The sequence below is a fragment of the Peribacillus sp. FW305-BF15 genome, from assembly GCF_058783805.1.
The window spans coordinates 225,187-238,647 of record NZ_JBYSYV010000004.1 but is presented as its reverse complement, the minus strand read 5'-3'; the positions used below and the strand labels follow the sequence as shown (position 1 = coordinate 238,647).

The 13,461-nt window shown below is 37.6% G+C and carries 16 protein-coding genes; 11 read left to right on the top strand and 5 right to left on the bottom strand.

The genetic code is table 11. From position 1 onward, the window contains the following. Together AC3WLU_RS06100 and AC3WLU_RS06095 are read right to left on the bottom strand one after the other, a co-directional pair. Positions 1 to 495 (bottom strand): hypothetical protein (locus AC3WLU_RS06100; protein ID WP_492596987.1); only part of this gene is annotated, 495 nt, incomplete at its 3' end. A gap of 121 nt (positions 496 to 616) precedes the next feature. After that, positions 617 to 973: a hypothetical protein gene (locus AC3WLU_RS06095; RefSeq protein WP_492596986.1), complete on the bottom strand. Its 357-nt coding sequence runs from the start codon at positions 971 to 973 to the stop codon at positions 617 to 619. A 520-nt stretch (positions 974 to 1,493) separates the two neighbouring features. Here AC3WLU_RS06095 and AC3WLU_RS06090 point away from each other — a divergent pair. From AC3WLU_RS06090 to AC3WLU_RS06070, 5 genes are all read left to right on the top strand, one after another. Next, a complete protein-coding gene (locus tag AC3WLU_RS06090; RefSeq protein WP_283929355.1) occupies positions 1,494 to 2,057 on the top strand; it encodes a hypothetical protein in 564 nt (187 codons plus the stop codon). Positions 2,058 to 2,127: 70 nt separating this feature from the next. Beyond that, complete coding sequence (locus AC3WLU_RS06085; RefSeq protein WP_413004875.1) at positions 2,128 to 3,267, top strand: DUF2642 domain-containing protein; 1,140 nt, start codon at positions 2,128 to 2,130, stop codon at positions 3,265 to 3,267. Between the two features lie 36 nt (positions 3,268 to 3,303). Then, a complete protein-coding gene (locus tag AC3WLU_RS06080) occupies positions 3,304 to 3,435 on the top strand; it encodes a hypothetical protein (protein ID WP_258249134.1) in 132 nt (43 codons plus the stop codon). Continuing rightward, a complete protein-coding gene (locus AC3WLU_RS06075) occupies positions 3,428 to 4,783 on the top strand; it encodes an arsenic transporter (protein ID WP_098866352.1) in 1,356 nt (451 codons plus the stop codon). Before AC3WLU_RS06080 ends, AC3WLU_RS06075 begins: the two co-directional genes overlap by 8 nt. Positions 4,784 to 4,798: 15 nt before the next feature. Continuing rightward, on the top strand, positions 4,799 to 5,467 hold the full coding sequence (locus AC3WLU_RS06070; protein ID WP_098866351.1) for a DUF2642 domain-containing protein: 669 nt from the start codon (positions 4,799 to 4,801) through the stop codon (positions 5,465 to 5,467). 535 nt (positions 5,468 to 6,002) lie between these two features. On the opposite strand, the gene AC3WLU_RS06065 is transcribed toward AC3WLU_RS06070, so the two are convergent. Both AC3WLU_RS06065 and AC3WLU_RS06060 read right to left on the bottom strand, forming a co-directional pair. Beyond that, positions 6,003 to 6,710 carry a DUF421 domain-containing protein gene (locus tag AC3WLU_RS06065; RefSeq protein WP_413004879.1) on the bottom strand — a complete coding sequence of 236 codons (708 nt, stop codon included), beginning with the start codon at positions 6,708 to 6,710 and terminating at the stop codon, positions 6,003 to 6,005. Positions 6,711 to 6,950: 240 nt separating this feature from the next. After that, a complete protein-coding gene (locus AC3WLU_RS06060; protein WP_492596985.1) occupies positions 6,951 to 7,946 on the bottom strand; it encodes a zinc-dependent alcohol dehydrogenase family protein in 996 nt (331 codons plus the stop codon). A gap of 328 nt (positions 7,947 to 8,274) precedes the next feature. Here AC3WLU_RS06060 and AC3WLU_RS06055 point away from each other — a divergent pair, with 328 nt between their 5' ends. From AC3WLU_RS06055 to AC3WLU_RS06030, 6 genes are all read left to right on the top strand, one after another. Further along, positions 8,275 to 8,754 (top strand): GNAT family N-acetyltransferase, encoded by a 480-nt coding sequence (locus AC3WLU_RS06055; RefSeq protein ID WP_492596984.1) that lies wholly within the window; start codon positions 8,275 to 8,277, stop codon positions 8,752 to 8,754. A gap of 286 nt (positions 8,755 to 9,040) precedes the next feature. Further along, on the top strand, positions 9,041 to 9,490 hold the full coding sequence (locus tag AC3WLU_RS06050) for a GNAT family N-acetyltransferase (protein WP_048682730.1): 450 nt from the start codon (positions 9,041 to 9,043) through the stop codon (positions 9,488 to 9,490). Positions 9,491 to 9,508: 18 nt separating this feature from the next. Beyond that, positions 9,509 to 10,039, top strand: coding sequence for a PepSY-associated TM helix domain-containing protein (locus AC3WLU_RS06045; RefSeq protein WP_191929433.1), 531 nt, complete (start codon positions 9,509 to 9,511; stop codon positions 10,037 to 10,039). Positions 10,040 to 10,053: 14 nt separating this feature from the next. Next, complete coding sequence (gene fosM, locus AC3WLU_RS06040; RefSeq protein ID WP_492596983.1) at positions 10,054 to 10,476, top strand: FosM family fosfomycin resistance protein; 423 nt, start codon at positions 10,054 to 10,056, stop codon at positions 10,474 to 10,476. A gap of 36 nt (positions 10,477 to 10,512) precedes the next feature. Then, positions 10,513 to 11,205 carry an aspartate/glutamate racemase family protein gene (locus tag AC3WLU_RS06035; protein ID WP_492596982.1) on the top strand — a complete coding sequence of 231 codons (693 nt, stop codon included), beginning with the start codon at positions 10,513 to 10,515 and terminating at the stop codon, positions 11,203 to 11,205. 500 nt (positions 11,206 to 11,705) lie between these two features. Then, positions 11,706 to 11,903, top strand: a complete 198-nt coding sequence (locus AC3WLU_RS06030) for a hypothetical protein (RefSeq protein ID WP_413009031.1) — start codon at positions 11,706 to 11,708, stop codon at positions 11,901 to 11,903. Between the two features lie 148 nt (positions 11,904 to 12,051). Here AC3WLU_RS06030 and AC3WLU_RS06025 read toward each other — a convergent pair whose 3' ends face one another. Next, positions 12,052 to 13,362: an MFS transporter gene (locus AC3WLU_RS06025; RefSeq protein ID WP_268938522.1), complete on the bottom strand. Its 1,311-nt coding sequence runs from the start codon at positions 13,360 to 13,362 to the stop codon at positions 12,052 to 12,054. Positions 13,363 to 13,461: the final 99 nt, after the last annotated feature.

Sequence of the window (13,461 nt, the reverse complement as noted above, 5' to 3'; positions counted from 1 at the left end):
CACGTCACCGGTTCCCGCTGAATCTCCTCCATCATGAGGACCTTTATCGCCTTTAGGTTCAGAGAGCTCCTCGGTTTGGACTGACTCGGTGGAGGATGTACCATCTTTCGGTCCTTTTTTCCCTTTGGCGCCTTTGTCCTTTTTCACGTCACCGGTTCCCGCTGAATCTCCTCCATCATGAGGACCTTTATCGCCTTTAGGTTCAGAGAGCTCCTCGGTTTGCACTGACTCGGTGGAGGCTGTGCCATCTTTCGGTCCTTTTTTCCCTTTTTTCCCTTTGGCGCCTTTGCCATGCTTCCCCTCACCGGCTCCCGCTGAGTCTCCTCCATCATGAGGACCTTTATCGCCTTTAGGTTCCGAAAGCTCCTGGGTTTGCACTGACTCGGTGGAGGCTGTACTATCTTTCGGTCCTTTTTTTTCTTTGACGTTTTTTCCTTCTGTTACATCTTGAGTTGCAGGCACTGGCTGATCTTTTTTATTAGATTTTTTCTTCATTTTTTCACCATCTTATTAAATTTATTTTCTTGTTTAACTTATGAAAAAAATCCGAAACTTGATTAGACTCCAACACATTTATTTTTGCTAAGATTTTTGATCCTTATCTAAAAGAGTAATTTCAGTCGCGAAACTTCCTCATCCTATTTAGTAAACAACCATTTGTATTTTCATTTTCCCCTGTCACAAAATCCGTCATGTAATAGGTCAAATATTGAGCATAATGATTGTTTGTAGTTAACAATAACTCGTCCACATAATACACACCGTTAGGTATTTGGTCCAGCAAAAGGACGGTTAATGAAGCATAGATACCGCACGCCACCTGAAAATAAGTCGCATTGGTTTTATATTCTGAAAACACCACATCATTGCTTAATATATTGTACATATATCGCTCCTTGTCTTTAAACACAAGAAGCACCCCCACCAAGTCTTCCCCTTCCATTGGCGCCTCAAGCGGATCAAGAACCTTCATTTCATGGTTCCATAATTCATCAACGTCATCCAGATGGGAACGGATCAACTCAGTGGTATGTTCATTTACTTTATATAAAAAGCCACCTTACACAAGTTGTATAAAAATGAAATAGAAAAATGGTGACAAAACACCAGGTTTTTAGAGTCCATAAAAACACTTTTTAGTTTTGCTGCTTAAAATGACTCCGGTTATGCGCCGGGGTCTTTTTTTTGTAACTCTCTGGGTACATTCGCAGCGATCCACTCTCTTTACCCTCTTGTATTCAATATACTTCAGCTATTTTAAAAGGCGTCCTTGCTTCGAATAAAGTGCTTTTTTAACTATCGATTATTCTGGACATAGAGTTCATTCAGTATTTTCCGTAATGTAACCCCAGGAAATTCAAAAGGTTAGTGTATATACACATTTTTGATGGATTTCAGTGTTATGGATAGAAGTTGGACATTTACCACGACACAATGTCATTCCATGACACATATACATACAGGGTAAATGATTATATAGGAGGCGCAACATTATGAATAAGGAATGGTTAACTAATTTGGTTGGGAAAGTTCTAAAGGTAGATAGAGGAGGGCCTGAATCTCGGACAGGATTATTATTAGGGGTATATGATGACCACTTATCGATTTTAACTGAACAAGAAGGTGTTATCTACTATAAAACCGACCATATAAAAAGTATTACCGAGAATGTAAAGAAGGGGTTCCAATTTCAATTGGAAATTCCCGAAGATTTTACTTTTAAAACAGCTGCAACTTTTAAAGGCTTATTAGATGACCTTAGAAATCAATGGGTAAATATTAACCGAGGCGGTCCTGAGAAGCTTGAAGGCGTACTTCATGATATTAATGATGAATTTGTAACGTTAATACTAAACGAAGAAGTTATTCGCCTGTCAATGTTCCATATCCGCAGTATCAGTTACGGGGCAAGAGTAGAGAAACAAAAAGAAGATGAAAAATCGGATAAAAATAAAAATAATAAAGACGATGGAAAATCGGAAAAAAATAAAGATAATAAAGACGATGGAAAATCGGAAAAAAATAAAGATAATAAAGCTGAAGAAAAAGAAAAATAGTATATCCCATAAATGATGTGTCGCTTCTGAACAGAAGCGACCATCCAACTAATAAGGGGGGACTCATCAGATGAAAAAACAAAATTTTCAAGAGGCACTTCATTCACTGATAGGTTTTAATGTAAGTATCATTTCCGATGATAAAACCGTTCATGATGGGGTGGTACTGGATGTGAAAAGTGACTTTATTGTCATTCAAATGAATCCAGATAAACCATGTTATTTTAACTTAAATCAGGTGTATGCCTTATCAAAAAACACCAAAGAATTCCAGGCCCAAATACTTGACCAAGAACCAACACAAAAACAAAGTTTTACAGAATTAATAAATGAACTCAAAGGTAATTGGGTGACAGTAAAAAGGGATAATAATTTAACCTTTGACGGATTTTTAAGTACCGTAACTAATAATTATATCGTTTTAATAAATAAGGATAAGCAACTTTATGTCCAATTATCAAATATACTTTATATTTTCAAAGGGATAGATAATAAGGAATCATCTGATAACAAACAGCAGGAAAATAAGGACGAAAAAACTGAAAGTAAACAGGCAGAAGGAGATCAAGCTAAGGAAAGTGATTCCAAGCTGATGGAAGTCGCTGAAGTTAATTCCAAAGAGAAGGAAGAGCCGGTTGAAGAGAAACAAGAACAGGCCATTTTAACTATTGGAAAAGAAGGACCAGCTTCACCAACTGAAATAAGTACACATGCAGAAGTTTTATCCGATGTAAGAGAAGAACCGACTGTTCAATCTTCAGTAAATGAAGTGAATAAAAATCAATCCAATGTAAAGAAAAGTACTAATAAATATAAGAAACAAAAATCCACTGAAAAAAACAAAAATAAAAGTAAGAAGGATGTAAAGAAAAGTACGGATAAAAATAATAAACAAAAATCCCATGAAAAAAAGAAAAAAGAAAGTAAGAAGGAAAACCCTTCAGTAACTAAAGATAGACAAGACGAAATCCAAGAAAACCTGACTGAAGTATTCAGGGAATCAAGCCCTCAAGAAATGAACGAACAATCCGCGAAGAAAAATGATTTAAAAGAAAAAAGAAAACTGATAGATAAGAAGTGTTACGAATTAATGAAGTCCACTGAAAAAATGAATACAGACAATGGAAATCAAAAAACTGAATATTATTCATTAATGAAATTTGCTGAAAGAATGCAAGGGAAATTGAAGGCAAAACGGTTAAAGCCTTAAGATACAATTCAAGGCTAATTGAAAGGAGGACATGGAATGATGATTTTGTTTTTTTCTGTAATTGGGGGAGTCTTCTATTCTTTTTTTGTAAAACCTCAAAATCAAACCACTCCTGATACCGTAAAAATTACACCATCCAAAAACAAGGCGGCGGAGGTAAATGCTTAGTTCACAAATTGTCTTGATGACAATAATTTTTACTTTAACAATTATTCTCATGTTATGGAGACCATTTGGGATTAACGAAACGATACCTACTACAATAGGTGCCTTGACTGTATTAGTTGCAGGCATTGTTCCTTGGATGGATGTTTTAAATATATTTGATATTATCAGGGGCGCTTCTTTAACCATATTATCCACCATTATGATGTCTATTGTACTTGAGAGCATTGGTTTTTTTAGGTGGATTGCTTTGAATATCATCATCCGGTCTAAGGGTTCAGGGGTTAGATTATACGTTTACACTAATCTCCTATGTTTTTTCATGACCATGTTTTTCAATAACGATGGAAGTATCCTAATCACAACACCTATCATTATTCACATTGTAACGTTACTAAAGATTAAACCTCACCAAAAAATCCCCTTTCTAATATCAGGAGCTCTAATTGCAACGGCAGCGAGTGCCCCAATAGCAGTAAGCAATATTTCCAATTTGATTGCACTAAAAATTGTAGGACTGAGCCTTAATAGTTATATCAATATGATGTTTGTTCCTTCAATGATAGGGATTTTAACCATCGGGTTATTACTTTATCTCTATTTTAAGAAGGACCTTCCAAGGAAGATTCCCAGTGTACCTGTAAAATGGGATAATACCTTTTCACGCTATGTACAAACTCATCCACTCGATGTAAAACAACAATCCGAAGATAATGATTGGAAATTGTTTAAAATGAGTTTTGCAATCGTCATTTTAACTCGGGCGAGCTTCTTCGCACTTACTCCATTTGGGGTTCCCTTGGAATTGATCGGTATGGTGGGAGCGTTCCTTTTAATAATACTGAGGTGGTATAAAACCAAAACTGGTCTTAGCGATATTGTAAAGAAAACACCGTGGCATGTTCTTTTATTTGCTTTCAATATGTACGTGCTGGTATATGGTTTGAAGAATGTTGGCTTGAATGATTATATCGTCAGCAATTTAAAACCCTTAATAATGGACAGCCCATTCAACGCTACCATGATCATGGGCATATTATTAACGATCCTATCCAATTTATTTAACAATCTTCCTGCAGTCATGATAGGGACTTTGTCGATAACAGAGATGGGATTGGATCCTCACCTTGTACAAATTGCTTATCTTGCTAACGTGATTGGAAGCGATATAGGTGCATTGTTAACGCCTGTTGGAACGCTGGCTACATTAATTTGGATGTATATATTGAAGAAACACTCCATCAATATCTCCTGGGGAAAGTATCTTAGGGTTACCTTTTTGATAATCCCTATAGGGTTAATCGTAAGTTTAATCTCACTGTATTTTTGGACCACTTGGTTATTAAAGTAGGAAGGAGGGGTGATTATGAATAAAATCTTACAAAATCTCAGAGGAAAAACAATTAAAATAGAAATTTCCGGAAAAAAAATCTTTTTCGGTACACTGGTTGATACTGGTATTGATGTAGTGGTTATCTTTAATGGACAGGACTTTGTGTATCTTCCAATAATTCATATTCAAAATTGCAAAGTAAATACTACGGAAAACGAGGAGATTTTCCTTCCAGTAGATTCACCTGGAATTGAATCTGAGGAAGAATTATCACTGCGAAAAACTCTTTTATCCGCGAAAGGGATGTTCACGGAAGTATACGTGACTGGTAACCAGCCGTTACATGGTTATATAACAAGGGTGATGAATAATTACTTTGAATTCTATTCACCAGTTTACAAGACTATGTATATACCTTTAAATCATTTAAAGTGGATTATCCCATATACGGACAATCAAACTCCTTATGGTTTAAGTAACAAGGATCTTCCTGTACATCCATCAAAACATTCAATGGCAAGAACCTTTGACGTACAAATGGAAAAACTGATCGGTAGCTTAATTATTTTTAATATAGGAGAAAATTCCAATTTAATTGGACAAATTAATAAGTTAGAAGATAATTTTGTTGAACTTATTACGGCTAGGGAGGAACCTGTATATTTAAATCTTCATCATATTAAAACAGTTCACCTACCCTGAATGAAAGGCAGCAAATATGCTGCCTTTTGTTTTTCTTCTCTAAAGTGTGAACAAGGTGAGAGAACTTTAAGAAAAACCCACATCTTACATATGAATATTTTTGTGAAAAATAGGTATTTTGAGAGTTGGAAACCATAATGCAGAGAGCAAAAGTTTAGGGATTTTTTAATGATTAACACTTTCTGCATTTAGCTGTCGCTTTTTGAGAAAGAACACCTGAAGCCACCCCTTAAAATTCATATTGAATGCCAAAACTAAAAACTGATAGAGCCGCTCAATTCGAACAGTCCTCTTGGAGAAGATGATAACTGAGAAGGGAGAAGGGAGAAATAAAAACGTTTTTCACGATCTGTCTTTAAGGTATTTTTATCTTATTGAACTAAATGAATTTTTCTTGAAGTAGAAAATATGCTTTGAATGAAGAACAAGAGGGGCGAACTGGCCTATTGGTTTTTTAAAAGCAGACGGTACAGCGGGAATCTTAGAGGTTTTCACTGTACCGTCTTTAATTAAGCGGTGTGAAAAATAAAAATCTTCAAGTTTTTTTGTGTATATGAGAGTTTTCTTTGGGATACGGCTGTATATAGAATCCATCTGTTTCTGACCATTCTCCATATAGGATATCCTCAATTTTTTTATAATTCCTCTTCTGAAGCCCTTCCAGAAGCCATTCTTTTGATTTTTTCACGGATCGAAGTTCTTCCTCTTTTATTTTGCCTTCTTCAATTACTAAGATAGAAGGTGCTTCATCCCTAGGATTGAGGTCAAACATATCTGGTGTGATGCTTCCCGCCTTAGAATGAAGCTTTACACTGATGTCCCCGCCAGGCTCAAGATATAAATCTCGCACTTCCCGGAGAGTGAACACCCCCTGTTTCCGCAGCATGGTTCGAACCTGTTCAATTTCCAGGTGATTTTTTTTCATTTGTTTTATATCCAATTTGCCATTACGAATAATCAAAGAAGGATGTCCTTTGAGCAATTTTTTCATGCGATCACTTTTTTGAGCGCAAATCTCAATGATATAAACGGAAATCCCCCAAAGGCAAATGGCAAATAGAATCTGCCAGATCGACACTTTTTCATCGTAAATGCCTTCTTCCAGAATGCCGCCTAATACTAAAGCGTAAATAAAATCAAAAGGGGTCACTTGAGACATTTCTTTTTTTCCAAGAAGTCTTGCCACTGCCAGGAGTCCAGCCAGCCCAATCACCAGCTTCGTTGCTATTTCCAGATAAATCATTTTATCACCTCACCTTTTTTTTCCTTTCTCCTTTTTAACAATGATTTAAACCAAATTGCACCTGGTATTTATATCACACGGCAGAGTACCGTTTTCTGCATTCTATTAAATAAGAATACCCAACATCAGAGGCGGTATTGTCATATTAAATAAAAGAAGACGGTACAGCGAGAATCTATAGAGATTTTCACCGTACCGCCTATTTTTAAATGAACATAAAGTTGTTAAAGTGCCTATTCATTACCAATCATTTTTCAAAACAATTTTTCCTATCGCCTTGCCTGACTCCAAGTACTCATGAGCTTTTGAGACTTCATCAAACGTAAACATGTTTGGATCAACGAGCGGGCGCAGCTTACCTTCCTCAACCACCTTGGCAACCTTCTTCAAAATCTCTCCATATTGCTTATGCATGTCCTTATTTAATATCTTCAACAACATAAAGGTAACATGGAGGGAAAGTCCCTTCGAATGCACTGGGGAGAGGTCATGAGTCGAACGGGCAGCAATGGCTGCCACCGTTCCATGTACCGCAGCCGCCTCAAAAGAGCGATCAAGGTTTTCTCCCCCTACCGTGTCAAACACAACGTCAAATCCTTTTCCGTCTGTATATTTTTGTACATAGTCATGAACGCTTTCTTCTCGATAATTGATCGTTACATCTGCCCCAAGGCGCGTGCCAATCTCCAGCTTCTCTTGCGAAGAGGCAGTAGTATAGACTGTCGCGCCTTGCCATTTGGCCAGCTGAATGGCAATGTGGCCTACACCGCCGGTTGCTGCATGGATCAGTATATCCTGACCAGGGACTAGATGTGCCCGATTGAATAATGCTTCCCAAGCGGTAATGGCAACCAGTGGTAAAGCAGCGGCTTCTTCCATCGTCAAATTCTTCGGCGTGTGAGCAAGTAAATCAGCATCTGCAAGCATGAACTCTGCAAGTGCACCGCCAGTCCCTTTAAAACCACCTGCGCATCCAAACACTTCATCGCCAACTTTAAACTCAGTCACTCCTTCTCCCACTGCAGATACCAAACCTGCGACATCACCATGTAAAACGGCTGGAAACTCAGGGGAAACGGCTGGAACTGCACCAGCACGGACTTTCGTATCAATAGGATTTACACTTGAAGCCTTGACTTGAATAAGTACATGGCCAGGTTTTAATTCGGGTTTTGAAACCTCTTCAAGCTGAAATACGGATGGATCGCCAAAAGATTGAATGATTTGTGCTTTCACTTTAGTCACTCCTATTTATTTTTATGGGGAATTTCTCATTGCCTATGCCTATTAAGGATCTCAGGGAATAGGATAAAATGTAAGAATATTTAGTCTTTACTTGTAAAATCAATGATACTTTATCTACTATAAAATTAAAAGTTACGCACATTTTTTAAAGGGAATTTAAGAGAAGTCTCTGAAATCATTAAAATATAATATGATTAAGGGCTATCAAGGTATTTGGCGAGGTTTCCGTAATATGTGGAATTGTAATTTTATCGTATGTTAATGAACTAACGGGGTATGTTATCGTGAAAAAGGCCTTAATGATTAAAGGGGGAGAAGGATGGAAATTCGTTCAGTGAAAGGGTCAGATTACTATGCCATATCGCCGCTAATCAATGAATGGTGGGGAGGAAGGCAAATGTCTGATATGCTACCGAAATTATTCTTTGATCATTTTACAAATACAAGTTTCATAGCCGAAAAGGAAGGGGAAATAGTCGGTTTCCTAATAGGGATTCTATCTCAATCTCAGCCTGATGAGGCATATATTCACTTTGTCGGAGTGCATCCTGAATACAGAAAAAATGATATCGGCAGACAGTTATATAATCAATTTTTCCATGTCGTTTATCAAAATGGCCGCAATGTTGTCCGTTGTGTAACGTCTCCGGTCAACAAATCTTCAATCGCCTATCATACCAAGATGGGATTTGAAATGGAAGAGGGAGATACATTCATTGATGGTGTTTCAGTCCACTCTGGCTATGACGGACATAATCAAGATAGAGTTTTATTCGTGATACAGTTATCAATGAACTAAGGTCGACCAGTAAAAACCCGGTCGACCTTTTTCTTATAGAATCCACTAAGGCAGGACTGGACTGTCAGCTAAAGCGGGTTTTATTCATTGCTAATGCTGCCTGGAATAGCATATTTCTCTTTAGAACCTCATAATTATCTAATCTGCTCATTGTATGCCCCTTCATTTCTTCTTCTTAGGCAGCTCTTCTTTTATGGTCCTATAGGGACAGGATAGTTCAACAAGGATAAGATATAATTTGGATTAATATACATAATTTTAAGAAAAATAGAAAGGAAGCATGAATATGACAGAAATGATACCACTGACATCGGAGAATTTGGAGCTATGCATCGAACTCTACATGAACGTTTTTAATCGTGAACCATGGAATGAAAGATGGACCTATGAAACGGCTAAAGAGAGACTTTCCGACTTATTGCATACACCTAAATTTCTTGGGTTTTTATTTCATATTGATCATAAACCAGTTGGTTTCATTGCTGGAAATAGTAAAGTGTCTGATCAAGGTTTAACGTATTATTTGGCAGAACTTTGTGTGAATAATCAAATGCAAGGCAAAGGGCATGGCTCAAAAATGCTTCGAGCTTTAGAAGCTGAACTGCAGAAGAGAGAGATTAAAAGTCTATATCTATTAACGGCCAATGACGGGCTTGCAGAAGCATTTTATCTGAAGAATGATTATGTTGTAAACGAAGATAGGGTGGTCATGAAGAAAAATTTTTTTGAAAAATAGTCAAGGGACGTGATGGAATTGTCGAAATCTGTAAAGTTGTATCAATTAAGCCGAAAAGTACATAAATGGACTGGATTGGTTTTATCCATTTTTTTCATGTTCATTGCAGTCACGGGCCTCGTGCTTGTTTATATGATACCCCTCGGAGTGGCTGATGAGTTAAGGACGGGGAAAGAGGCAAGTCCAGATCAAGCGATACCCATGGAGAAAGTCGTGTCCATTGCTGTGTCTCAGGATCTACCAGGTGCGGATTCGGTTGAAGATATCTTTAGAATTGAATATAGGCCAAGTGCAAATGTGTACCAGGTTCGCTTTAATAACGGTCAAGGTGTTCAAATGGATGTGAGTACGGGAAAAGTGTTATCCACAAATCCGGATTACTCGACGTTCCTCATTACCTTGCATGATGGAACCTTCTTTGGTGATTGGTATAGATACAGTATCCTCACACTGACGGGTTTATCCTTAATCCTGCTGTCATTTTCCGGGTATTACATGTTCGGGTATCCTCTCTATAAGCGTCTAATGGCGAATAAAAGGAAATCTTAATATGAGGTGGTAATGTGTCTATAAAAGGGTTGAATCACTTTTTATTTTCAGTTTCTGATTTAGACAGTTCCATAGAATTTTATCAAAAGGTTTTTGATGCGAAATTATTAGTTAAGGGTCGAACCACAGCCTATTTTGATTTGAATGGAATGTGGATTGCCCTGAATGATGAAAAAGATATTCCCCGTAATGAAATAAGCCAATCATACACACATATCGCCTTTTCCATAGAAGAAGCCGACTTCATGAACATGTACGAGAAAATGATCGAATTGAATGTAAACATCCTGTCAGGACGTCCAAGAGATGAAAAAGATAAGAAATCCATTTATTTCACTGATCCAGATGGTCATAAGTTTGAGTTTCATACAGGGACTTTACAAAATAGAATAGATTACTACAAACAAGAAAAAGTCCATATGGAGTTTTTCGACTGATAAGTAAGCCATCTTCAAATGAAAAGGGGAATGTTCATGAAAACTATTGGCCTTATTGGCGGCATGAGCTGGGAGTCATCGTTGGAATATTATCGAACCATCAATGAAGAGGTAAAAGCCAAATTAGGAGGATTGCATTCAGCCAAATGCATTTTATATAGCGTGGACTTTGAGGAAATCGAACGCTGCCAAGCTGAAGGGGATTGGGAAAGCTCCGGCAAATTATTAGGCGATGCAGCTCTGTCTTTGGAAAAGGCAGGTGCCGAAATGATTCTAATTTGTACAAATACGATGCATAAAGTGATTGGATATATTGAAGAAAAAGTCAGTTTACCGATTTTGCACATTGCTGATTCAACGGCAAAACAAATTCGAAAGTCCAAAATCAGTACGGTTGGTTTACTTGGCACTAAATATACGATGGAGCAAGACTTTTATAAATCACGAATTGAGACTAATGATATCAAGGTCCTGATACCAAATGAAGAGGATAGAAAAGTCATCAATAAAGTGATTTATGAAGAATTATGTTTAGGGGAAATTCAACAATCATCAAGGGATTATTACAAAAAGGTTATCAAGGGGTTAGTTGATGATGGAGCGGAAGGAATAATACTAGGCTGCACAGAAATTGGATTACTAGTAAAACCCGAGGATTCCAAAGTGCCATTATTCGATACAGCTGTCATACATGCCATCGAATCCGTTAATATGGCATTGGAAAAATGAAGTGATCACATTGTGCTTTAAAAAGGAAGGTTGCTGCGGCGGCCTTTTTTTGTGGAGCTGAGCGTAGGTTAATTCAGGAAAAATAACCAAATTAATGTAATTGTGTGTTAAAGTCTTACTAGAAGATATGGTATTCGAATTTAAAGGGAGATAAAGATGCGAAATGTAACATATATATTTATTACTAGTTTTATTTGGATCTTATCAGGAACTTTTTTGTTCATCCATAGTAAGGGTCTGATGAATGTTAGTCCTTGGGGGATGCACACTTTTGAAAATATAACGATACAAATAGCAGTTATTCTATTACCGGTTATTGGACTATTTTTATCAATTCTTATTAAGAAGAGAGTCATAAAGTACGTAATGATTTTAGGGTGCTTAATGAATATTTATTATCTCTCCATTCCATTTACCTTTGCTTGGATACATTACTTTCAGGTCATTTGATACAGTAAAACACTTTTGAATTTATATTTCAGTAAAGGAGACGATGGGATTTGCTTAAGATTGATACAGTTTTTTCATATGTTCTTCTCGGAGTAATAGTTTATTATGCCTTGGAATGGTTAGCTGTTGGTTCAGGTTTCGGGGTACTTGTTGGCGGAAGTTTTGGTTTACTTTTATATATAGCTAATCATTTTAGTAAAAATCAAAAAACAATGGGCAATGCGGAAGAACCAGATGACAAGCAATAAATATTAATATCCTAGGCTTCTTTAGAAGCTTATTTTTTATAAGTTACCTTCCTATATGAATAAAGGCAGCTTTCAGTTTCTTGCTGAAAGCTGCCTTGTTAATATTTTAATTTCACTATATAGGGATATATCTACATTAGTCTAACTATCATAGCTCTTTGCTTGGACTTTTCCGAGACCAAACAACTACAGGAATAAGCACTAGTGACAGAATGGCTCCAGAGAGTGATAATGCTGCAAAACTAGAATGAGCGACTACCATTCCTGATACCCCACCACCAGCTGCTCCTGACAGTGCAAATAGTACATCGACTGATCCTTGTGTTTTTGCACGCACAGATGGGTGCGTTGAATCTATAATGAGAGCAGTCCCGCTTATTAAACCAAAGTTCCAGCCCAAACCTAGCAGTACTAACGCCAGGGTAAGCAGTGGCATTGAACCTACGGGTGCAAAAGCTGCCACCAATCCTGAGGTTAGGAGTGTAGCACCAGAAGCAACAGCCATAGTAATACGGCCAAGCTTATCTACCAGTATACCTGTCAAGGGTGAAGGAAGATACATAGCTGCTATATGGAAACCTATAACTAATCCTACTTCTCCCAAACCATGTCCATGATGTCCCATATGAATTGGTGTCATTGTCATAATGGCTGCCATGACAAATTGAGTCAAAATCATAATTAAAGCCCCTACAACAACACCCTTTTTGTTTATGGTAGCATTCTTTAAGTTTGTCCCTGTCTGTACGCTATCGCCTTTTTTCTTAGCGTTCGCAATAGCTGTAGACACAACCAAAGGGTCTGGACGAAGTAAAATTAAGATAAATAATCCGGCAATAATAAAAGCAGCGGCTGACAAGATAAAGGGGCCAGCCAAGGTTGGAACACCAATTGAATCCGCAAATTCCCCCATTCTATTGACCAAGTTAGGACCAACAACGGCACCCAAGGTAGTGGAAACCATGGCCATGCTTGCAGCGGTTGCTCTTTGTTTATCTGTTGCAAGGTCTGTCCCTGCATATCGCGCTTGTAGATTAGACGCTGTACCAGCTCCATAAATAAAAAGAGAAATAAATAAAAGTGGGATGCTGTTGGTTAAGGCTGCAATTATAACACCAATGGCACCTAACCCACCTGCAAGGAAACCGCCTGCAAGTCCTGCTCTCCGGCCAAAACGTTGCGAAGACCGGCCTATAAGCAGGGCAGCTCCTGCAGAACCTAAAGTAAATAGGGCAGTTGGAATTCCTGCCGCATTTTCAGTCCCTAGCATGTCTTGTGCAAGAAGCGCTCCTACTGTTATACCGGCTCCAAGTCCTGCTCCCCCAAAGATTTGTGAAAGAATCAAAATTCTTAATGTTTTTTTATAAAGGTGTATTTGTCTTTCTGGTGAATCAATATATTCTTGCAACCATATAGGCTGGTGTGTTGAGGCATTTGTATCTTTTGCTGACATTGTCATGAACTTTACCTCCTAACGAAATATCCTTGTAGCTTTTCATGTTTGGATGTCATCCTTGGAACATTTCATATCGTCATTAGAAGAAGCTCATAATTAAAT